The organism is Beijerinckiaceae bacterium, assembly GCA_004564215.1.
Classification (GTDB): domain Bacteria; phylum Pseudomonadota; class Alphaproteobacteria; order Rhizobiales; family Beijerinckiaceae; genus Methylocapsa.
In genome coordinates this window covers 2,837,263-2,857,452 of sequence record CP024846.1, presented here as the reverse complement: position 1 = coordinate 2,857,452, position 20,190 = coordinate 2,837,263, and the positions used below count along the sequence as shown (strand labels likewise).

At 59.7% G+C, this 20,190-nt stretch carries 21 protein-coding genes and 1 tRNA gene; 10 read left to right on the top strand and 12 right to left on the bottom strand.

The annotated features are described in order from the left end of the window. Positions 1–226 precede the first annotated feature (226 nt). From CU048_13605 to CU048_13595, 3 genes are all read left to right on the top strand, one after another. On the top strand, positions 227–1,255 hold the full coding sequence (locus CU048_13605; protein ID QBR72131.1) for an alpha-mannosyltransferase: 1,029 nt from the start codon (positions 227–229) through the stop codon (positions 1,253–1,255). Between the two features lie 161 nt (positions 1,256–1,416). After that, positions 1,417–2,097, top strand: coding sequence for an SAM-dependent methyltransferase (locus CU048_13600; GenBank protein QBR72130.1), 681 nt, complete (start codon positions 1,417–1,419; stop codon positions 2,095–2,097). A 179-nt stretch (positions 2,098–2,276) separates the two neighbouring features. Continuing rightward, a complete protein-coding gene (locus tag CU048_13595) occupies positions 2,277–2,891 on the top strand; it encodes a hypothetical protein (protein ID QBR72129.1) in 615 nt (204 codons plus the stop codon). Here CU048_13595 and CU048_13590 read toward each other — a convergent pair. Further along, positions 2,888–4,594 carry a glutamate-1-semialdehyde 2,1-aminomutase gene (locus CU048_13590; GenBank protein QBR72128.1) on the bottom strand — a complete coding sequence of 569 codons (1,707 nt, stop codon included), beginning with the start codon at positions 4,592–4,594 and terminating at the stop codon, positions 2,888–2,890. The genes CU048_13595 and CU048_13590 overlap by 4 nt on opposite strands. A 35-nt stretch (positions 4,595–4,629) precedes the next feature. Here CU048_13590 and psd point away from each other — a divergent pair, with 35 nt between their 5' ends. Further along, positions 4,630–5,565, top strand: a complete 936-nt coding sequence (gene psd / locus CU048_13585) for a phosphatidylserine decarboxylase (GenBank protein QBR72127.1) — start codon at positions 4,630–4,632, stop codon at positions 5,563–5,565. Here the strand turns inward: psd and CU048_13580 are convergent. From CU048_13580 to CU048_13560, 5 genes are all read right to left on the bottom strand, one after another. Further along, the gene (locus CU048_13580) at positions 5,459–6,340 is read right to left on the bottom strand and encodes an acyltransferase (protein ID QBR72126.1); all 882 of its coding nucleotides are present in this window, start codon (positions 6,338–6,340) and stop codon (positions 5,459–5,461) included. The two genes, psd and CU048_13580, sit on opposite strands and share 107 nt — an antisense overlap. A gap of 55 nt (positions 6,341–6,395) precedes the next feature. After that, the gene (locus CU048_13575; GenBank protein QBR72125.1) at positions 6,396–6,761 is read right to left on the bottom strand and encodes a carboxymuconolactone decarboxylase; all 366 of its coding nucleotides are present in this window, start codon (positions 6,759–6,761) and stop codon (positions 6,396–6,398) included. A 34-nt stretch (positions 6,762–6,795) separates the two neighbouring features. Continuing rightward, a complete protein-coding gene (locus CU048_13570; protein ID QBR72124.1) occupies positions 6,796–8,112 on the bottom strand; it encodes a pyridine nucleotide-disulfide oxidoreductase in 1,317 nt (438 codons plus the stop codon). A gap of 118 nt (positions 8,113–8,230) precedes the next feature. Continuing rightward, on the bottom strand, positions 8,231–8,434 hold the full coding sequence (locus CU048_13565; GenBank protein QBR72123.1) for a DUF2892 domain-containing protein: 204 nt from the start codon (positions 8,432–8,434) through the stop codon (positions 8,231–8,233). An 18-nt stretch (positions 8,435–8,452) separates the two neighbouring features. Continuing rightward, complete coding sequence (locus CU048_13560) at positions 8,453–8,758, bottom strand: ArsR family transcriptional regulator (GenBank protein ID QBR72122.1); 306 nt, start codon at positions 8,756–8,758, stop codon at positions 8,453–8,455. Between the two features lie 119 nt (positions 8,759–8,877). Between CU048_13560 and CU048_13555 the strand changes: the two genes are divergently transcribed. Next, on the top strand, positions 8,878–9,813 hold the full coding sequence (locus CU048_13555) for an efflux transporter periplasmic adaptor subunit (protein QBR72940.1): 936 nt from the start codon (positions 8,878–8,880) through the stop codon (positions 9,811–9,813). After that, on the top strand, positions 9,810–13,067 hold the full coding sequence (locus CU048_13550) for a multidrug transporter AcrB (GenBank protein ID QBR72121.1): 3,258 nt from the start codon (positions 9,810–9,812) through the stop codon (positions 13,065–13,067). The genes CU048_13555 and CU048_13550 overlap by 4 nt, the downstream gene beginning before the upstream one ends. On the opposite strand, the gene CU048_13545 is transcribed toward CU048_13550, so the two are convergent. The 4 genes from CU048_13545 to CU048_13530 form a co-directional block, all read right to left on the bottom strand. Further along, complete coding sequence (locus CU048_13545) at positions 13,064–13,531, bottom strand: hypothetical protein (GenBank protein ID QBR72120.1); 468 nt, start codon at positions 13,529–13,531, stop codon at positions 13,064–13,066. The two genes, CU048_13550 and CU048_13545, sit on opposite strands and share 4 nt — an antisense overlap. Positions 13,532–13,598: 67 nt before the next feature. Beyond that, entirely contained in the window at positions 13,599–14,231 is a 633-nt protein-coding gene (locus CU048_13540) for an SAM-dependent methyltransferase (GenBank protein ID QBR72119.1), read from the bottom strand. 85 nt (positions 14,232–14,316) lie between these two features. Continuing rightward, positions 14,317–15,720: a histidine kinase gene (locus tag CU048_13535; GenBank protein ID QBR72118.1), complete on the bottom strand. Its 1,404-nt coding sequence runs from the start codon at positions 15,718–15,720 to the stop codon at positions 14,317–14,319. A gap of 44 nt (positions 15,721–15,764) precedes the next feature. Next, positions 15,765–15,849: transfer RNA gene (locus CU048_13530), tRNA-Tyr, on the bottom strand. 229 nt (positions 15,850–16,078) lie between these two features. Between CU048_13530 and CU048_13525 the strand changes: the two genes are divergently transcribed. Continuing rightward, positions 16,079–16,918: a 23S rRNA (guanosine(2251)-2'-O)-methyltransferase RlmB gene (locus tag CU048_13525; protein QBR72939.1), complete on the top strand. Its 840-nt coding sequence runs from the start codon at positions 16,079–16,081 to the stop codon at positions 16,916–16,918. On the opposite strand, the gene CU048_13520 is transcribed toward CU048_13525, so the two are convergent. Then, positions 16,915–17,229 (bottom strand): membrane protein insertion efficiency factor YidD, encoded by a 315-nt coding sequence (locus CU048_13520; GenBank protein ID QBR72117.1) that lies wholly within the window; start codon positions 17,227–17,229, stop codon positions 16,915–16,917. The genes CU048_13525 and CU048_13520 overlap by 4 nt on opposite strands. A 120-nt stretch (positions 17,230–17,349) precedes the next feature. Between CU048_13520 and CU048_13515 the strand changes: the two genes are divergently transcribed. Next, positions 17,350–18,183, top strand: a complete 834-nt coding sequence (locus tag CU048_13515) for a hypothetical protein (protein QBR72116.1) — start codon at positions 17,350–17,352, stop codon at positions 18,181–18,183. 27 nt (positions 18,184–18,210) lie between these two features. On the opposite strand, the gene CU048_13510 is transcribed toward CU048_13515, so the two are convergent. Further along, positions 18,211–18,657, bottom strand: coding sequence for an iron-sulfur cluster assembly scaffold protein (locus tag CU048_13510; protein ID QBR72115.1), 447 nt, complete (start codon positions 18,655–18,657; stop codon positions 18,211–18,213). A gap of 181 nt (positions 18,658–18,838) precedes the next feature. Here CU048_13510 and folE point away from each other — a divergent pair, with 181 nt between their 5' ends. Together folE and CU048_13500 are read left to right on the top strand one after the other, a co-directional pair. After that, positions 18,839–19,474 (top strand): GTP cyclohydrolase I FolE, encoded by a 636-nt coding sequence (folE, locus tag CU048_13505; GenBank protein QBR72114.1) that lies wholly within the window; start codon positions 18,839–18,841, stop codon positions 19,472–19,474. Between the two features lie 118 nt (positions 19,475–19,592). Continuing rightward, entirely contained in the window at positions 19,593–20,018 is a 426-nt protein-coding gene (locus tag CU048_13500; GenBank protein QBR72113.1) for a phosphoribosyl-AMP cyclohydrolase, read from the top strand. Positions 20,019–20,190 lie beyond the last annotated feature (172 nt).

Sequence of the window (20,190 nt, the reverse complement as noted above, 5' to 3'; positions counted from 1 at the left end):
GCGTCATACGGCTGAAACACAAAGTTGAAATTGTTGTTGCCTGCCGTTCGGCAACGAAACGGGGGACATTCAGCCGCCACTAACTGGAGGCAGAGCCCCGGTTCTTCGTTTATCTCTCGGCTCCCGAGCGTAGCGTTGCACCAGGATCTGTGACTTTACTTCGATGTCACGATCCGGGCGCAATCTACAAGGGGGGAGACCTCGTGGATGAGGCGCGCGCGAACCGATGAAAGTACTTATCGCCACTGATGCTTGGCATCCCCAAGTCAACGGCGTCGTGCGCACCTTGGCGTCGCTCGCCCGCAGCGCCCGCAGCCTCGGGGTCACGATCGATTTTCTTTCGCCCGAAGGCTTTTATGCCATTCCCCTGCCGACCGATCCCAATCTGCGGCTGGCTCTGCCAGGCCGGCGGGAAATCGTGCGGCGGATCGAGCAAGCATGCCCCGACGCCATTCATATCGCGACCGAGGGTCCGATAGGTCACGTGGTGCGTGCCTATTGCGTGAAAAACGGACTGCCGTTCACCACCAGCTATACGACTCGATTTCCCGAATACATCTCGGCGCGTCTGCCGATCCCGGAGGATTGGAGCTACGCGGTGTTGCGCCGCTTCCATTCCGCCGCCACCGTCACGATGGCCGCGACCCCTTCCCTGATGACCGAGCTTGCGCACCGGGGATTTAAGAATCTCGGTATGTGGACGCGCGGCGTCGACACCGAAGCGTTCAAGCCGGAACGCGCGATCGACCTCGATTTTCCCCGCCCGATTTTCTTGAGCGTCGGCCGCCTAGCGGTCGAAAAGAACCTCGAGGCGTTTCTCTCGCTGGACCTCCCCGGCACCAAGGTCGTCATCGGCGAAGGCCCCCAGGAGGCCGAGTTGCGGCATCGCTTTCCCGACGCCAAATTTCTTGGGTTGTTGGAGGGTGAAATTTTGGCTGCGCATGTGGCTGCCGCCGACGCCTTCGTATTCCCCAGCCGTACCGACACATTCGGGATCGTGCAGCTTGAAGCGCTTGCAAGCGGCGTCCCGATTGCCGCTTTCCCCGTGACCGGCCCTAGAGACGTCGTTGGAAACCATCCCATCGGGGTACTCAACGACGATCTCCGCGCGGCTTGCTTGGGCGCGCTTCAAATCTCCCGCGAGGCGTGCCGGGCTTTCGCCCTGACCCGCTCGTGGGAGAAGAGTGCGCTGCAGTTCATCGGGCACATCAACAAAGTCGTAATCGGCGGTTCTCGCAAGCCACGGCTTGCCTAGAGCGGGATGAGGAAAAGTGGAAACCGATTTTCCGTCGGCATTCCGCTCTAAACTTTTGGAATCGATCACGTTCATCATCGTGATCTAGAGAAGCGCGAACTGGCCACCGCTTGGTGGCCGTCCCGGGCGCAAAAAGGGTGCCTGTGGGATAAGGAGGGGCGATGGGGACGGTGGTTACTAAAGACACGATTTCGAAGGCTTATGCCCGCTGGGCGCCGATCTATGATCTGGTTTTCGGCGCGGTGTTCGCCCAGGCCCGGCGCGCGGCCATCAAGGCGGCTGAACGGATTGGCGGACGCGTCCTTGAGGTCGGGGTCGGAACCGGCATATCGCTGCCGGATTATGCACGCTCAACTCGCCTCGTGGGGGTCGACCTCTCCGAACCAATGCTGCGCAAGGCGCAGGAAAAGGTCCAGGAATTATCTTTGAAAAATGTCGAGGGCCTGGCGCTCATGGATGCCGAGCGGATGGCCTTCGCCGATCAATCCTTCGACGTCATCGTCGCCCAATTGGTCGTCACCACGGTTCCAAATCCAGAAGCGACGCTCGATGAATTCGTCCGGGTGCTCAAACCCGGCGGTGAGATCGTGCTGGTGAGCCGCGTCGGCGCGGAAAAAGGCTTCCGTCGCTTTGTCGAACAGGGTCTGACGCCGATCACCAACAGGATCGGCTGGCGGCTGGAATTCCCTTGGGCGCGCTATGCACGCTGGACGGAACGCCAGCAGCGCGTGCGCTTGCTCGAGCATACTCCAATGCCGCCATTCGGCCATTTCTCTCTCATCCGTTTTGGCAAGGTCGCAGCGCGCGCCAAGCAAGAGATTCGGTTGGAGGAGCCCGTCTAAAAACTCAATTCTTCACATCTCGCTTCACCGCGAAACGCCGCTTGGACCTTCCCAACAGCGCTCTCTCCTGTCGTCCGACAGGAACCGAGCAGAACTTCCACACAGTTGATGTTCGTTGGGAAACCGTTCCGGGACTGTCACATTTGGTGCTTAGACCAAAAAGTAAATAGGGGAGGATTATGGCCCGCTTTCTTGAGGTACTTAGGATGCAGCGATGGGACGATCATCGCTATTATCATCACAGCCGGATCAACCAGGCCCTGCATCTGGTCAGCGCAATCAGCTTCATTTGCGCCTATGTGCTGGTGTTCACCGATCCGGTCGCGGCCGCATTGGCAGGCTGGCTGGCAGCCATGACGACTCGGCAGATCGGCCACTTCTTCTTCGAGCCCGACGGCTACGACGAAGTGAATCATGCGACGCATGAGTACAAGGAAGACGTGAAGGTTGGCTATAATTTGAAGCGCAAAGTCATTCTGTTGGCGATTTGGGCGTTATCCCCGCTCGTGCTTTATTTCTATCCGACACTGTTTGGTATTTTTAACCCGCCGGCCAATACCGAAGAATTCGTGCGGCACATGGGGCTGCTTTGGCTATTCCTTGCCGCGGCCGGGCTCCTTTACCGAACCGTGCAATTGTTTTTTATCAAAGACGTCCAGACCGGGCTGGTATGGATGACAAAGATTTTGACCGATCCCTATCACGATATCAAACTGTATCACCGCGCCCCACTCTATCTGCTGCGGGGCGAACTGTTCGATACGATGACCCCCGAACAGCACGTATACGATTAGGGGCTGCGGCTAGGTTTCGATGGCTCGCCGGGGCGCCGCCCCGGTGAGAAGCGGCGAGCGATCATTTCGCGCAGGATCTGCCGCTTGATCGATTTGTTCGTCGTAACCCCGTCGCCCCACCACCAGCCGTCGTTCTGCATGGCTTTGGCGGCGGCCACAAAGCGCTCCGCGACCGCTTCAAAATCCGCATCGGTATAATTTAAACTGAAAATGATCCTTCCCGTTCCAACCCAACTCAGCGCCAATCCCTCGGCACGCAGATAGAATTGGAACATCCAATTGTAACGCGAGGGCTGCGTGTAAAAGACGCTCCAGATGGAGGACATATTCGCCACCTGGACGGGCAGCCCCTTGTTCGCCAGCAACCGATTGAGTCGGTCGGCCCGATCTGCCCACACCGCATCCAGATTTCGATACAATCCGCGAATCTCGGGCGTGTCGAGCCTCTCAAGAAACTCATGCATCGCGCCCATCACATAGGGATGGGAGTTAAACGTTCCGCGCGCAAAACAGATGTCCACGGGGCGGTCGTCGCGGTAGCGCCTCATCAGCTCGCGGCGACCGCAGACGGCGCCGATCGGGAGGCCGCCGCCCAGAGTCTTCCCGTAGGTGACAAGATCGGCCCGCACGCCGAAATATTCCTGCGCCCCGCCGGGCGCCAGGCGGAAGCCGACGAAGACCTCGTCGAAGATCAGGACGATGTTGCGCTCGGTGCAGACCGACCGCAGGCGTTTCAGCCAATCCGTGTAGGCGTCTTTGTCGAAATGCGTGCTTCGGGAGCTGTCGACAAGAGCGGAGTCGGCCGGCGCGCCGGCGTTCGGGTGAAGCGCCTGGAGAGGATTGATCAAGACGCACGCAATATCACGGCGGCTCCGCAGCACATGAAGCGCAGCGTCGGACATGTCCTGCAAAGTGTATGTCTCATGCGCGGGAACGGGATTGCCCATGCCAGGCTGCACGTCGCCCCACCAACCATGATAGGCGCCACAGAAGCGCACCAGATGAGATCGCCGTGTTTGGTAGCGCGCGAGCCGCACCGCCTGCATGACCGCCTCGGTTCCGGACATGTGAAACGAAACTTCGTCGAGCCCGGAAATCTCCTTCAGCCGCCTCACATTGTAGGCAATCACGGGATGATAAGGGCCAAGAACCGGACCGAGCTCGCGGACACGTTGACTGCCACGCTCGATGCAAGTCTTATAAAAATCATAGCCAAACACATTGACGCCATAGGAGCCCGTCAGATCGTAGAAGCAATTGCCGTCCAGATCGGTGAGGGTGACACCGCAGGAGGATTGCACAAATGCGCCGGCGCCGAGATGTTCGCGCACGAAACGGCTATATTGGAATGGCACCCGATAGGCGTCGGTGAATTGAAGGTCGGAAATGCTTTCCTTGACCTCTTCCGTGAGCTTTCGCGTCTTTGCGAACCGATCGCGATAGAGTTCCGACAGGCGTTGAAACCCGGCACGTCGCTGCGCCGCGATTTCTTCCGGCGGATTGTCGGAGCGGAAGAACCGCGCCTCGTCATATTCATAGAAGGGTATGAGCGACGCGATCCGGCGCGCCATTCGGGCGTGCCCGGTCAAAGACCGGTGCTTTGCCTTCGACAGCTCAAGCCTGGTCTTCAATTTCGCCAGGGCCACCGTCACAGCGGCTGCACCCAGCGCGTACAATGTGATTGTTGTGTAGTCCGACGCCATCAATTCAATGCCTATCGCGACAGGGTTTGCGCATCATGAGTCTTCGATCTCTCATCAACCAGGTCTCCCAACAGGAGGACCTCAATTTTCTTCTGACCAACCGAATTCCACGCCGTCTGGCGACGCAGTTTATGGGATGGTTCAGCCAAATTGAGCAGCCCCTTATTCGAGATTTGTCAATCGGCATTTGGCGGCTCTTCTCAGACCTCGATCTCAGCGAAGCCAAGACGACGCAGTTCAAGAGCATGCATGATTGCTTCACCCGGCAGCTTAAGGACGGCGCCCGCCCGATCGAGACCGACGCGACTGTGCTCGTCAGCCCGTGCGATGCAATCATTGGTGCGTCCGGCTCGATCGCCGGCACCGAATTGCTCCAGATTAAAGGGTTTCCCTACACGCTGCCGGATCTGCTTTGTGATCCCGATCTCGTGCGCCTCTATCGCAATGGGCGCTACGTGACCTTGCGGCTGACATCCAGCATGTACCATCGCTTCCACGCCCCTTACGACTGCCACGTGGAACAGGTGACCTATATTTCGGGGGACACCTGGAACGTCAATCCAATCGCGCTGAAACGGATCGAGAGACTGTTTTGCAAGAATGAGCGCGCCTTGCTCAAAACCAGGCTGACAAAGACCGACCACGTCGTCACATTGGTCCCGGTCGCGGCGATCCTCGTCGCAAGCATCCGGCTGCATTTCCTCAATGTTCTGCTCAACGCGAAGCATCGAGGGCCCGATATTTTTACCTGCGACGCACCGTTCCGGAAGGGTGAGGAGATGGGCTGGTTCGAGCACGGTTCCACAATCATTGTTTTCGCGCCGGACGGTTTTACCTTGTGCGAAAATATTCGGGAGGGAAGCACTATTCGTGTTGGGCAAAGGCTGATGCGATTGCTGACGGAGGACGCTGAGGCGCGAGGGCGTAGGTGCGCGACCTCAAGGCATCCGCCAGGAGCTGGCGATCCTTGATATCGGCAATTTCCTCGAACGGAATCGGGGCCCCGATCACCACTGGCAGTGTCGCGCCGATCCTCGTTTTGACTTCGCGAAAGATCAACGAAAGACGCAATGTCTGGCTGATGTGGCTGGCGATTTGAAACAGACGGCTGTTCTGACCGCCGAACCAGAACGGCACAATCGTTGCTTTCGATCTTTGAATGAGCTGGGCGACGAATGGCTGCCAGCGGGAGTCGACCGCCGGGCGGAGCCCCAGCCGATCGGGCGCGGTCGACACGGCACCCGCGGGAAACACGACGACCGCGCCGCCATTGTCCAAATGAGCCCGGGCCGCGGCGCGCGATTTGATATTGATCTCGCGAGCCTCAGGCGTGTCGGAAAAATCAATCGGAAGAATGAAGTCGCGGATTTCCTCGGCGCGCATCAACACCGCATTGGTGAGCACCACGAAATCCGGCCTCACCTTCTGTACAAGCCAGGAAATCACGATGCCGTCCAGTACGCCATAAGGATGGTTGGCGACCACGACCACCGGCCCCGTGCTGGGCAGCTGCGCCAAAGCTGCCGCGTCGTAGACCACATTGAGCGCCAAACAGCGGATCGCCGCCGCCCAAAAGCTTTCGGCCGGCCGTGGAGATCGGTGATTGTCAAGATAAAGGCGCTTAAGAGCCGGCTGACCCGTCGCCTTTTCGACGAACCGGATCAGCTGGCGCTTGACGGGCGGATCCGACGGCGCGGCATAACTGAACAAATAATCGTCCATGCGAATCGGATAATCCCGGCGCATGACCAACTGATGACGATTGCAAAAAACCCTCTGGCGCCGGGGCGGTACTGGAAAATCAGTCTACCGTCGCGGGAGCAAGCTGTTTCTTGAACTGGTCATAAGCCTCGACAGCTTGCGCCGCATACATGACGGAAGGGCCGGCGCCCATATAGACGGCCATTCCCATGGTCTCCATGACTTCGTCGCGGGTCGCTCCCTGCTTGACCGCGGACTCCGCGTGGAACGCAATGCAAGCATCGCATCGCGTCGCCACGGAAATTGCCAGGGCAATCAGTTCCTTGGTTTTGACATCCAGAGCCTGTGGTTCGAGAGCCGCGCGCGCCAGCGCCGAGAAGCCCTTCATGACGTTTGGCGTCCCGGCGCGGAGTTCCCTGACCGCCGCCGACATTTCCACCGTGATATCAGACCAGTCCTTATTCATATTGTCTCTCTCTACGACTTCAACGCTCACCCCTTCACACGGAGCCAGGCGCCGCCGGCGGCGTTTCAGGGTGCAGCCGGTTGACACCGATGGCCTTCATGATCAGGCGCTCGTAAACAGGTTCGGTCAGACCCTTGCGGACTTTGCGCATGAAATATTTTTCGAACGCCACTTTCGCCAAATGGACCCAGTAGCCTTCCCCGGTCCAATTGATATTGCGCGGCGGGATCTGCGGCACAGCGACGAAGGCGACGCCACTATTGCCGAAATCCGCGAGGCAAACGGCGCTCCAGGTCGGTTTCCGGCACGGCTCCTTGCCGGCGATCAGATCGCGAATGTTTTCGGCGACGGCGGCGACCATCGATTCGATCATGTATCCGGTTTTTGGAACGCCGACCGGCACTGGCGTTGGCTCGAACGGTGGAATGGCGATGCAAACGCCGACCGCGAATATGTTCTTATAGGCTGGATTGCGCTGATATTTGTCGACCAGGACAAAGCCGCGCGGATTGGCAAGACCGGCGATCCCCTTGCCATCTTCTCCCATCAGGCAGGAAACCCCGCGAAACGCGGGAATGAACATGGTAAATTTGGACGGGAGACTGTGTTGACGCTTTGGTTGTCCATCCTCGCCGACTTCCGTGATCTCCACGGACTCGGCCGTGGCGCGGTCGAGCTTGGCATTGGTGATCCATTTGATGTCGCGATCACGGAACGCCGATTCAAGAACGCCCTTGGTGTCGCCAACGCCCCCGAGGCCGAGATGGCCAACATAGGGCTCAGAGGTGACGAAAGTCATCGGCACGCGGTCGCGGATTTTTCGCTTGCGGAGATCGGCATTCATGATGAGGGCAAATTCATAGGCCGGTCCGAAGCAGGACGCGCCTTGAACGGCACCGACAACAATCGGGCCTGGATCACTGCAAAAGCGCTCCCATTTCTCGGCGGCGTCCTTCGCATGATCGACATGGCAGATCGAACTGGTGTTGGCCTGCGGGCCGAGCCCCTCGATCTCATCGAAGGCCAGCGCCGGTCCGGTCGCGATGACAAGGTAATCGTAGGGAAGACGGCGGCCATCATCGAGTTCGATCGCGTTTTCTCCGGGAAGGACATGCTTGGCGCCGGTCGCATCGAAGCCAATTTTCAGCTTTTTGCAAACTTCCGGGAGGTGAACCTTGATGTCTTTCGGCTCGCGCCATTTGACCGCCACCCAGGGATTGGAGGGGACGAAATGGAACCACTCCGAATCCGACAGAAGGGTGATATTGGCCTTGCGACCGACGAGCGCCCGCAGCTCATAAGCCATCGAAATCCCGCCGATTCCGGCGCCTAATACGACAATCTCCGTCACTGTTTTCTCCCTTTTCAGCTTTTTGTTTGGAGTTTGATCACATTGGCGAGGCCGCCAACACGCGCCAAGTGGCAGAAGTTCGAGCCTGCTCGATCAGGCCTCGAAAAGTTTAAAGGCTTCAGGGAAAAACATTTCCCGGCCGTAGCCCCAGCCGTTTGAAAACCATGGCCGCCGGACAAAAGCCGGTGAATGACGACTGGATTAGTTGAACGCCCACGAAAGCGGTGAGGAACAACCAATAAGGGCTGTGGAGCTGGCTCATGGCCAAACTAAAAAGCACCATGCAACCAGCAAATATCATGACGGCACGATCAATCGACATTTCTTCGTCCTTTCCGAGTTAGCGGCCTTGGGGGCCGCAATAGAGGTCGTAAAGCGCGCCAATGACCTTGGTCACGCCAGGGTCCGCAATGCAGTAATAGATCGTCTGAGACTCGCGTCTCGTTTTCACCAGATGGCTCTGTCGCAGCCTTGCAAGATGCTGCGACAGAGCCGATTGACTGAGGCCGACAATCTTTTCGAGTTCCCCGACAGAGCGCTCGCCCTTCAAAAGTTCGCAGAGGATCATCAGCCGCCGATCATTGGCGAGAATTTTCAGAAAGCCGGCCGCTGCGCAGGCGTTACTCTGCATCGCTCTTATATCCATACTTGCTAATTTAGTATCTTATAATATATGTGTCAAGACCGATGAACCCAAGGAGCCAACACGTGGCCCGCCTCTCTTCCGCTCTTCCCCTTGCCAGCCTCGCCGGCGCCTTCTTCGCGATGAACAGTTTCTTGCCCGCCAATTCCGCGGAGCAAACCGTGAAGCAGCAGACCGTCGGAGACCAAAAGGCCGTGATCGCCACGGTCGAACCGATCCGTCAGCTTCTCGCGCGAGCCCGGATCGGGGGAACGATCACCTCGCTCACGATCAAGGAAGGGAATTGGGTCAACGCGAGCGACCGAATCGCCGTGATTGCGGACCAGAAACTGCTGCTGCAGATTCAGGGGCTTCAGTCGCGCATCCAGGCGCAACAGGCCAATCGGGATCAGGCACAGATCGATTTTGGCCGCGTGCAGCAATTGCGGGCGACAGGCACTTCGTCGCAGGCCCAGCTGGACTTGGCGCGGACCCGCCTCGACGTCGCCGAACGAACCCTTCAGGCGCTGCTGTCCGACCGCCAGGTGGTCGAAGAACAAATTTCACAAGGTGCAGTCCTTGCACCGGCCACGGGCCGCGTGCTCAAGGTGCCCGTCTCCGAAGGCAGCGTGGTGATGCCGGGAGAGACGATCGCCACGATTGCGATCAACAATTATATTTTGCGTTTGCAGCTTCCCGAACGGCATGCCCAGTTCCTGAAGGCTGGAGACACGATTTTAATCGGCGCGCGGGGTCTTCAGGTGCAGGAGCAGGAAATGCTACGGCGCGGACGCGTGGTTCTCGTCTATCCGGCTATCGAGCAAGGCCGGGTCATCGCCGATGTCGAGGTCCAGGGCCTTGGCGATTATTTCGTCGGCGAGCGCACGCGCGTCTACATTGCCACCGGAACGCGCGAGGCGCTCGTCATTCCGAAAGACTACCTTTATCGAAGGTTTGGAGTCACCTACGCCAAGCTCGCGGATGGAACGGAGGTCGTCGTTCAAGTCGGACTGCCTGTGGATGACGGCATCGAAATCCTCGCAGGTCTCCACGAGAACGACCTAGTGGTCAAGCCATGAAGCTCGGAATATCCGGGGTTCTGACCCGCGCCTCCATCACTTCGCCGCTGACTCCGCTTCTTTTGCTGGCGGCCCTGATCGTCGGCGGGATCGCCCTCCTCGCCTTGCCGCGCGAAGAGGAGCCGCAAATCAGCGTGCCCATGGTGGATATCATGGTCACCGCCAACGGCTACAAAGCCGGCGACGCCATCGAGCTCATCACCAAGCCGCTCGAAGATATCGTCAAGGCGATCAATGGAGTTGAACACGTCTATTCAACCACTCAGGACGATTCCGTCGTCACGACGGCGCGGTTCTTCGTGGGAACCGACGAAGACACCGCGCTTCTGCGCGTGCACGAGAAGATCCGCGCCAATATCTCCGATCTGCCCAAAGGCATTCCCGAGCCCGTCATCATCGGCCGGGGGATCAACGATGTCGCCATCGTTACCCTGACCCTCGAGCCCAAAGCGGAGGCCGCGGCCCGGTGGGACGACAATGGGCTCTACCAGATCGCCCAAGAACTGCAGCACGAACTCGTCAAATCCGATGAAATCGGCTTCACCTATATTGTGGGGGGCAGCCGCAACCAAATCCGTGTGGAGCCAGATCCCGAGCGGCTTGCTCTCTACGGGATTACCCTGAATCAACTCGTCGACAAATTGACCAATGCCAATCGCTCGTTCCTGGTCGGCGCCTTCGACCAAACCAATCGGAACACGCCGGTGGTTGCCGGGCAAACCCTGCAAGGTGTGCCGGACATCGGTCTTCTGCTTCTAACCTCCCGCGAGGGACGTCCAGTCTATGTCAAAGACGTCGCCGACATCATCGTGGGCGCGGCCGAGCCCGATCATAGTGCTTGGACCCTCACCCCCACGGCTTCTGGAACGCTTGAGCGGCGCCCGACGGTGACCGTCGCCTTCGCCAAACGCAAGGGCGCCAACGCCGTGGTGGTCGCCGACCAGCTGCTTGCGCGGCTGAAGACCGTCGAAGGCCGCCTCGTGCCGAAGGACATTTCGGTGACGGTGAGCCGCAACTACGGCGAGACCGCCACCGAGAAAGCGAACGAACTCCTGTTTCACCTCGCTTTGGCAACCCTCTCGATCGTCGCGCTCATCACGCTGGCGGTTGGTTGGCGTGAGGGAATCGTGGTGCTTGTCGTCATCCCGACGATCATCCTCCTGACCCTTTTTGCCTCATGGATGATGGGCTATACGATCAACCGCGTGAGCCTTTTCGCGCTCATTTTCTCGATCGGCATTCTGGTCGATGACGCGATCGTGGTGGTCGAGAACATCGTTCGCCATTGGCAGTCGCGCGGCGACAAGGACCTGATCACGACGGCCGTGGAGGCCGTCGCCGAAGTCGGCAATCCGACGGTTGTGGCGACCCTCACCATCATCGTGGCCTTGCTGCCGATGATGTTCGTCTCCGGTCTGATGGGTCCCTATATGAGCCCGATTCCGGCGAACGCCTCGATGGCAATGCTGTTCTCCTTCTTCGTCGCGGTCACCATTACGCCCTGGCTTCTCTATCATATTGCCCGTCGCCGGTTCGAAGCTCCAAGACCGGCAGGAGCGCCAACGCATGAGGCGCATGATATTGGCGTCATGGGGCGCTTCTATCGCAAAATTGCGCGCCCGCTGCTGACCGGCCGGCGACGCTCCATCATTTTCCTGCTCGCTGTTACGGCCGCGACAATCGGAGTCTGCGTTCTGTTTGCGACCAAGAACGTGACCGTCAAGCTGTTGCCCTTCGACAACAAGTCGGAGCTGCAGGTCGTGGTTGACATGCCGCGTGGCACGACGCTGAAGGACACCGAACGCTTTCTCATGGCCGCCTCCGAGCGGCTCAAGGATCTGCCGGAGCTCACATCGATCCAGGCTTATGCCGGCACCGCCTCACCATTCAATTTCAACGGCCTCGTGCGGCACTCCTATCTTCGCAGCGCCCCCGAGCAAGGGGATCTGCAGATCAATTTGAAGCCGAAGGGCGAGCGGATCCGGGCAAGCCACGCTATTGCACTCGATGTCCGGCACCGTTTGTCCGATCTGCCAAAGCCCGAGGGCACCATCGTCAAAGTCGTCGAGGTACCTCCCGGCCCGCCTGTTCTCGCCACCCTGCTTGCCGAAATCTACGGACCCGACGAGGCGACCCGGCGCGCCGCGGGGCTCAAAGTGCGGGACGCCTTCAGGAAGGTGAACTTTGTCGTCGACATCGATGACACCTTCCATCAGCCGGGCGAACGGCTCCGCTTTTCCATCAACCAAGAAAATCTCGAATTCTACGGGGTTGACGAGCAAGCCGTCTATGACACGATCGCCGCCATCATTGGGGGGGTGAAAGTTGGTTACTCGCAACGCGGGTTTGGCGCCAAGCCAATCGAGATCGACGTCAAACTGCCTAAGCGCGCGGCCTGGATGGGCGAGCGCATTCTTTCGACGCCATTGCCCGCCGGCGGCACGACACGCCAAGGCCGGAATGTGGAGCTTGGCGATGTCGTCACGGTCAAACGTGAACCGGCCTCCTACAGCCTGTTCCGGCGTGACGGCCGCTTCGCCGAAATGATCCAGGCGGAAGTTGCCGGCGAGTTCGAAGCCCCCATCTATGGGATGCTCGCGGTCGAGGATCAGATCAAGAAAATGGATTGGGGCAAGGCCGGACCACCGCAAATCCTTTACCACGGGCAGCCGCTCGACGAATCGAAGACCTCCCTGCTGTGGGACGGCGAATGGGAAGTCACCTATGTCACCTTCCGCGATATGGGAGGGGCTTTCGCGGTCGCCATTCTCGGAATCTATCTTCTGGTGGTCGCCCAATTCGGCTCATTCCGTCTGCCGCTCGTTATCCTGATTCCGGTGCCGCTGACTCTGATCGGAATCGTGTTGGGCCATTGGCTGATGGGAGCACCTTTCACGGCCACGTCGATGATCGGTTTCATCGCGCTTGCCGGCATCATTGTGCGGAACTCAATCCTGCTCGTCGATTTCATCCGCCATCGGCGGGCCGAGGGAGCCTTCCTGCGCCAAGCGCTGCTCGAAGCGGGCGCGATCCGGTTCAAGCCGATTTTCCTGACCGCCGCGGCGGCGATGATCGGCGCCGCTTTCATCATGGCCGACCCGATTTTCCAGGGCCTTGCCATTTCACTGGTCTTCGGCCTCGCCTCCTCGACTGCCCTCACGGTTCTTGTGATCCCGGCGGTCTATGTCTGGCTGCGCGACGATCATCACGGAATGGAAGAATATTTGCCGGCGGAGAGGCCCACGCAGGGCTAATCGCGCTCGCCGGCATCAAGAATCCAGGTTCGATCGCAGAAAGCGACATAGAGTCGTTCCTGCCCCAAGGCGGCGCCGAGTTCGACGGCAAGCTCGTTCAGCATCGCCTCGATTTCCGCATCCGGCAGATGTCCGAGATAGGCATGCACGGCCTCCCCGGTGAAGACGGCGACAGGTTCCCGGTCGGATCCGGTCGAACCGTCGGGACGAGGCCAGGCATAGGTCACCTCCGCGCGGGTGAACATGCCGGACAGCGCCGGCAGGCCGGCTCCTACCCTGCGGCTCATCCAGGCCCGCGCCGTGCGCACAGCCTCCGACACATCATAGACCCGCCCTTCCGGATCCCACCCTTCCCGCAATCCGACCGTGATCCTGAAATCGCGGCGCGGCCCGCGCGAGCCCTCGACGACCGCATAATCATTGCGCTGCGGTGCAAGCGAGCTGTGCGCAAGTCCTTCGCTCATATATCGCTCCTTCCTGCTTGCGAACGAACTCACCGATCAGTTCGCGCTCGCCCGAGGAAAGCGGCGATCAGGACGCCAATTTACGCCAGACGCTCGCCAACCAGGCCTGCTGTTCGCGCGGCACGCCCTCGGGCCGGTAGTAATGCGTCAGTTCGACGAACCCGGCAGCCGCCAGATAACGGCGCCAAGCCTCAAGGTCATGATATACGCCGTAGCGCCCATTGTTCCAGCCCTCCTGGTTTTCACCGCGCGGATTCGAGCTGAACAGCACGCCGCCCGGCTTCAGCGCCGCGCGCAGGTCCCGCAGCACCCGCGGCAACTCCTGGCGTGGGACATGAAATAGCGTGGCGTTGGCGAAGACACCGTCGAAATAATCCTCCGGCAGTTCGAGCTTAAGGAAATCCTGCTGCCACACTTCGCAGCCGCTGTAGGCGCGCGCCATGGCAGCGAAATGTCCGGCGCCTTCCAAACCCGTGGGAATATGACCAAGTTCCCTAAAGGTCTTGAGGTCGCGTCCCGGTCCGCAGCCGAAATCGAGAATCCTGAAGGGTGGCTCGCCTTCGATGTGGTGCAGCAACGACGCGATGTTCTGGCTGACATTGTGGTCACGCGTTCCCGCCCAGAATTCTTCGGCGCGCCGGTCGTAATGCTCCAGCGTGACGTGGACGATTTGTTGCAGTTCCCGCGAATTCAATTTCATGGCAACCCGATCATGTGGCCCAGCATCAGCCGCGAAACAAGAGAACTCAAAGAAAGCAAGCCGAGGGCCAATTGACTTTCCCGGATTACCCGGCCGCGCGCTCTGCCAAGGGTATGATCGCTTCGATCAAGGTCCCGGCACGTTGGCTGTTCGAAATCTTGAAATGTCCTCCGAGCTTGCGAACCCGCTCGGTCATTCCCAAAAAACCGAAACCAAATTGGAGGTCGTCCGCAAGCCCGACGCCATCATCTTCAACCGAAACATGAATCGCGCGATGGCCCATCTCAGGGAGACTCGTTGGGTTCGCATCTCCCCCGCTGCACGCCATGACGACCCGTACATGCTTGGCTTTCGCATGCCGCGCGACATTGGTCAGACATTCCTGAACGATGCGGTAGGCGGTTAGGCTGACGTCTTCGTCGCAGGGCGGCGGCTCCGCCGGAAGACTCACCTCGCAAGCTATGTCGCGATGCGCGATCCGCCATTGCTCGACGAGATCGCGGGTCGCGTTGACGAGGCCGACCTGATGCAGGATGACCGGCCGCACCCGTTCGAGAATTCGGTAATTCTGCTTTTGAATCGAATCGGCAAGGCTCGATATGGCCTTCGCACGGCCCACGATCTCTCGCACGCCGTCTTCATTGAGACCGACGGCGGCATCCTCCATGATGCAGGACGCGGCGGCTCTGATCCCGAACAAGGAGGCGCCGAATTCATCGTGCAATTCGCGCGCGAGTTCCTTGCGTTCGGCCTCTTGAATCGACATCAGCCGGTCGACGAGCAGATGATTGTCGGCTTCGGTTCGCGCCAAGGACCGCGCCAGACGATTGAATTGTTCACCTATTTGCCGCAGCTCAAGGATACGGATTTCGTTGAGGGCGCTGAACTCCCCGCGTTGCAGGCGGCACAGCCCGTCGACCAATTCGTTCAGCGGCTTGAGCGTCTGGTGCGTGGTCAGCGTGATCAGCGTCATGATGCCGGCCGAAATTGCGGCCAGAAGGACGGTCAGGAAGGAAAGGTCGTTCCAGATTTCCGCGACCTCGTCGGCGGGCTTTGTCGACATAACAAGTTCGCCATGCGGTTCGCCTTTGATCGTCACCGGGTAGGATTTGACGATCTGCGGCCCCACGAAGAAATTCAAAAACCATTTCGGCACGCCCGTATCGGAGCCGGATTCGATCGTCTCGTTTTTCGAGGCCGCATCCTCGGGCAGATAACGGACCGAAATATGCCGGACGTGCTTGAGTTCGGCCTGCAATCGCCGCAGGGCGGCGTCGGGATCGGACGCCGCGGCGACATCGTCGAGGGCGTATTCAATAACAAGGCTGCCGTGTTTGATACCGGAAGCACTCTCGGAACGGATGCGGCTTTGGGCGTCGAAAAGGGTCACGAGGATGGCGGTTGCCATCCCCAGCAACAACAGGGCCGCCGGAATGACGATCAGGCGCGTCCGCATCGAGGCGGTCGCCCGCATAAACGAAAGCATCATAGGATCGCTTCAGCAATAAGGCCAACAACGGCCGGCGAGAGCGATGGTGGGGGAGGTAGGACTCGAACCTACGAAGGCGTAGCCAGCGGATTTACAGTCCGCCCCCTTTGCCGCTCGGGACACTCCCCCAAACACCCCAAAGGGCATTCATCCCCGCGCTTATGCGAACCGGCCTCGCCGCTGTCAACCAAAAACGGCTCCCACCACCCAGCTGCCACGATCCGGACATTGCGCGGCCCGGTTCGCCGTGACAGGTACTAAGGATCCTTCAATTTCCGGAGCCGCGCATTTGACACGAGACAGATCGAAGGGCTTCGGCGCCAACAGCAACGCATTCGGCAAGCATAAGCATGCCGGCATTGCCGCGCCCCGACCCACCGCCCCCGGCAAAAGCTGGGTCACGGGCCACAAGCCGTCGACGACGCCCCGACCCGCGCCCGGCGAACAAAATCACGCCCAGGCACCGGCGTTCCGGCATGCGGCCGGCAACCTCGTCGTTCTTTATGGGTTCCACGCCGTTCGCGAGGCATTGCGCGCGGGGCGCCGCAAACTCCTGGATATTTATGCAACGAAGGCCGCCGCCGATCGGCTGGCCGAGGAAATCGCCGGCGCCGGCTTGCAGCCCCGCATTGTCGAAGCCCAGGATCTCGCGCGCCGGCTTGGCGCCGGAGCCGTCCACCAAGGCGTCATGCTTGAAACGCTTCGGCTGGAGCCTCTCGATCTTTCCGACATCGTTTCAAAGAGCGGGATCGTGCTGGTGCTCGATCAGATCAGCGATCCGCATAATGCCGGCGCTATTTTGCGCACCGCGGCAGCTTTTGGCGTCGACGCGGTGGTGATGACCCAGCGCCATGCGCCGGAGATGACCGGCGTTGTCGCCAAAGCCGCATCCGGCGGTCTCGAACATGTCGCCATCGTCAGCGTGGTCAATCTGGCGCGCGCGCTCGAAGAATTGGGGGAAAGCGGCTATCTGCGCGTCGGGCTTGACTCGGACGCGGCAGACAATTTCGCGGAGGCGCCGCTGCGGCGCCCCATCGCCCTTGTGCTTGGCGGCGAAGGCAAGGGGCTGCGTCGGCTCAGCCGGGAGAATTGCGATTTGCTGGTCCGGCTCGACATGCCCGGCGCCATCAAGAGTCTCAATGTGTCCAATGCCTGCGCCGTGGCCCTTGCCCTGTTGCACCAGCGCTCAGCCGGCTAAGACTGTTTCTTGTCGCCGTCTGCTGTCGGCCGCGTGACAAACGTCCACGGCCGCAGCCAGTGGGCATGCGGAGGCAGGGTCTGCGGCACGGGATCGAAGCCTGAAGACCCCCAGGGATGACACCGGCAAAGCCGCGCAAGGCCCATCACGCCGCCCGCCCAAAGCCCATGCCGCGCGATCGCCTCGTCCATATAGGACGAACATGTCGGCAGGTGGCGACAGTGGGTCCCGGCGATCGAGGACAAAGTGAGCTGATAGCCGCGGATAGCCATATGCGCGGCGCGGCGGCCGAAACGAGACAATCGTTGCATGTCGATTAACGTCGGGTGCCCCACATTCAGATCAACTGTGGCAGAAATGCACTGGCAGCTTTTAACTGAAAGCACATAATGGCCGCAATTCCAATTGGCTCCCAGATTCGAGGTGCGTAAGTGTCTTTCTCCTCACGCTTTGGCCTTGCGACCCTCCTTGCGCTTTCGACGTCTTCCGTTCGCGCGGCCGATTTGGCTCCGGTCGCTCCCGCCCCCGTTGAAGGCTGGGTCATAACTTTGGGAGTCGGTCCCAATGTTTTCACCTCATTCCCCGGCGCGAAGAGCTATTCGGTTTGGCCGACCGGCTATATCTCTTACCACCGGCCCGGCGACCCGGCACCCTTCATTTCACCGGACGACGGGCTCGGCATCGCGCTACTCGATCTCGGCTGGATCAAAGCAGGTCCGGTCGCGCGCTTCATAGAAAGGCGTGGCCTCAGCGGTGGGTTCCTGGGCGGCAGCAATTGGAGCTTCTACGGTCTGCATAATGTCGGATTTACCGCTGAGCTCGGCGGCTTTCTGGAACTCTGGCCAACCGAAAATTTCCGTATCCGCCTCGAGGCACGCCAGGGCATCACCGGCGCGCAAGGCTTCGATGGCAACATCGAATTGGATTACGTACAGAGATTGGGCGCCTTCACCTTTTCGGCTGGCCCGCGCTTCCAGTTTGGCGACGATCAATTCAACCGCGCCTATTTCTCTGTGACACCCGGCGAGGCATTCCTAAACCGCAGTGTATACCCCTATCAAGCGCATGGCGGGCTGACCTCGGTCGGTGGGCTGGGCGCCGTCAAATATGAGTTTTCGCCCGCGTGGAGCACGACGGTTTTCGGCGGCGTCACCCGCTATGTCAGCAGCCCCGGCGGCAGCCCGATCCCCAATCGGATCGGCTCGCTCAACAATGTCACGGCCGGTGCGATCCTAGCTTATTCCTTTGTTTGGAACGGGTTCTGACATTTTTGTCGGTGTCGGCGAGGCGGCCTATTCTGCGGCCGCCCGCGTCCTGGCCTCGATCTGCGTGACACAATCGACCGTCGCATCGAAGGTGAGAAGCGTCGAGGCGTGTCGCGCCTTGTAATCCCGCACCGGCTCAAGCATGGCGATGTCGGCCCATTTCCCCTCCGGCGGCGGGCCATTTTCCTTGAGCATGGCGCGCACTTGCTCGCGTAGCGCCCGAAGCTCCGGTCCAGTCGCGCCAATGACGTTGCGCGCCATGATCGAGGCGGCCGCCTGGCCAAGGGCGCAGGCTTTCACTTCATGCGCGAAATCAGCGACTTGGCCGTCTTTCATGACAAGATCGACAATCACCGTCGAGCCGCAGAGTTTGGAGTGCGCTTTCGCGGTCGCATCCGGAACCGCAAGGCGCCCCTGCCGCGGAATATTTCCTGCCAAGTCGAGAATTCGATGATTATATATGTCTGGGAGCATGGCTTCGCTTGAGACAAAGGTCCAGGTGACGAACCCCTGCGCATACTATATAGGAGCATCGGGTTTGGCGAACGAGATCTGGCACATTTCATGCGAAACTCCCCGGACAAACGTCCGTCCGGTGCTCGATTGTCGGGAGCATGATCTAGGACGCTCATTCGAACTCTAACGGAGGCGCCACATGGATGCCGTGGTTAAGTCCTTGCTTGAACGTCCGCAGCCGCAACCCAATTCTTCCCCGGTTACCCGTCCAACCCGCGAGGAGGCCGAGGCGGCCGTGCGCGTTCTGTTGCGCTGGACTGGCGACGACCCTTCGCGAGAAGGTTTACGCGATACGCCGAAACGGGTTGCCAAGGCGTTCGAAGAGTTCTTTTCCGGCTATCGCGAAGACCCGAACAGCGTTCTGGCGCGGGTGTTCGAGGAAGTCCATGGCTATGACGATATGGTGCTGCTGCGGGACATCCCGTTCTTTTCGCATTGCGAGCACCACATGGTCCCTTTTTTCGGCGTGGCCCATGTCGCTTATTATCCCTCGGAAGTGGGCGTCGTCGGCCTCTCCAAACTCGCACGGCTGATCGACATCTATGCCAAACGCCTGCAAACCCAGGAGGCGTTGACCGCGCAGATCGTCGGGTCCATCGACCGGGAATTGCGCCCTCGGGGCTGCGCGGTGATGCTTGAGGCCGAGCATATGTGCATGTCGATGCGCGGCGTCCGCAAACACGGCTCGGACACCGTGACGACGCAATTTACCGGCATCTTTCGGGACGATCCCGCTGAGCAGGTCAGGTTCTTGACCATGGTGCGCGGCAAGTAATCCGGCTGCGCATCGGCTGAAACAGCATCGCTTGCGGTGCGTCCGACATGGCAACCGCACGCGACAATCTTACGTGAATGGCTCCCGCGAAGATGCGGGGCCACGCAGGACATCCGACATGGGCTCGCCCTCCTCGTCACCGCCTGGGCCAAACATCAACCCGGCCGCGAAGCATGAACAGGAGGAGGGAGCGACTTTCTCGCCGCGATTCGACGAGAACGGCCTCATTGTCTGTGTGGTCCGGGCCGTGCAGGACGGCCAAGTCCTCATGCTCGCCTACATGAATGACGAGGCCCTTCGCCTAACGATTGAGACAGGCATTGCACATTTTTGGTCCCGCTCGCGAAAATGCCTATGGCGCAAGGGCGACACCTCCGGACAAGTGCAAAAAGTCACTGAAATCAGGACGGATTGCGACCAAGATGCATTGCTTCTAACGGTTGAACCCGGAGGCGATGGCGGCGTTTGCCACACAGGACGGCGCTCGTGTTTCTACCGCAAAATCGAGTTCGACGGCGCGGCAGTGACGCTTGTTTTCGACTGAGGCCACACCGATTTAAATAGAATGATTCTAACCATATTCTGGCGCCGATAAGCCGTTACCGTCGTGAGTTCCGGAAGTGGCGAAATCGGTGCCTAGGAGCTGTGAAGAGTTTTGTCCGAGTTTTACGCCCTTGCTTTGGGATTATTCAAAGTTTTTCAACCAACAAGAGGCA

Excerpts from the sequence above, each read along its gene's own strand:
- CU048_13565 (QBR72123.1), bottom strand. The coding sequence starts at position 8,434 with ATGTCGATTGATCGTGCCGTCATGATATTTGCTGGTTGCATGGTGCTT.
- CU048_13510 (QBR72115.1), bottom strand. The coding sequence starts at position 18,657 with ATGCTCCCAGACATATATAATCATCGAATTCTCGACTTGGCAGGAAAT.
- CU048_13545 (QBR72120.1), bottom strand. The coding sequence starts at position 13,531 with ATGAGCGAAGGACTTGCGCACAGCTCGCTTGCACCGCAGCGCAATGAT.
- CU048_13550 (QBR72121.1), top strand. The coding sequence starts at position 9,810 with ATGAAGCTCGGAATATCCGGGGTTCTGACCCGCGCCTCCATCACTTCG.
- CU048_13535 (QBR72118.1), bottom strand. The coding sequence starts at position 15,720 with ATGATGCTTTCGTTTATGCGGGCGACCGCCTCGATGCGGACGCGCCTG.
- CU048_13575 (QBR72125.1), bottom strand. The coding sequence starts at position 6,761 with ATGAATAAGGACTGGTCTGATATCACGGTGGAAATGTCGGCGGCGGTC.
- CU048_13500 (QBR72113.1), top strand. The coding sequence starts at position 19,593 with ATGGGCTCGCCCTCCTCGTCACCGCCTGGGCCAAACATCAACCCGGCC.
- folE (QBR72114.1), top strand. The coding sequence starts at position 18,839 with ATGGATGCCGTGGTTAAGTCCTTGCTTGAACGTCCGCAGCCGCAACCC.
- CU048_13555 (QBR72940.1), top strand. The coding sequence starts at position 8,878 with ATGAACAGTTTCTTGCCCGCCAATTCCGCGGAGCAAACCGTGAAGCAG.
- psd (QBR72127.1), top strand. The coding sequence starts at position 4,630 with ATGAGTCTTCGATCTCTCATCAACCAGGTCTCCCAACAGGAGGACCTC.
- CU048_13540 (QBR72119.1), bottom strand. The coding sequence starts at position 14,231 with ATGAAATTGAATTCGCGGGAACTGCAACAAATCGTCCACGTCACGCTG.
- CU048_13590 (QBR72128.1), bottom strand. The coding sequence starts at position 4,594 with ATGGCGTCGGACTACACAACAATCACATTGTACGCGCTGGGTGCAGCC.
- CU048_13605 (QBR72131.1), top strand. The coding sequence starts at position 227 with ATGAAAGTACTTATCGCCACTGATGCTTGGCATCCCCAAGTCAACGGC.
- CU048_13595 (QBR72129.1), top strand. The coding sequence starts at position 2,277 with ATGGCCCGCTTTCTTGAGGTACTTAGGATGCAGCGATGGGACGATCAT.
- CU048_13580 (QBR72126.1), bottom strand. The coding sequence starts at position 6,340 with ATGCGCCGGGATTATCCGATTCGCATGGACGATTATTTGTTCAGTTAT.
- CU048_13520 (QBR72117.1), bottom strand. The coding sequence starts at position 17,229 with ATGCAACGATTGTCTCGTTTCGGCCGCCGCGCCGCGCATATGGCTATC.
- CU048_13600 (QBR72130.1), top strand. The coding sequence starts at position 1,417 with ATGGGGACGGTGGTTACTAAAGACACGATTTCGAAGGCTTATGCCCGC.
- CU048_13560 (QBR72122.1), bottom strand. The coding sequence starts at position 8,758 with ATGGATATAAGAGCGATGCAGAGTAACGCCTGCGCAGCGGCCGGCTTT.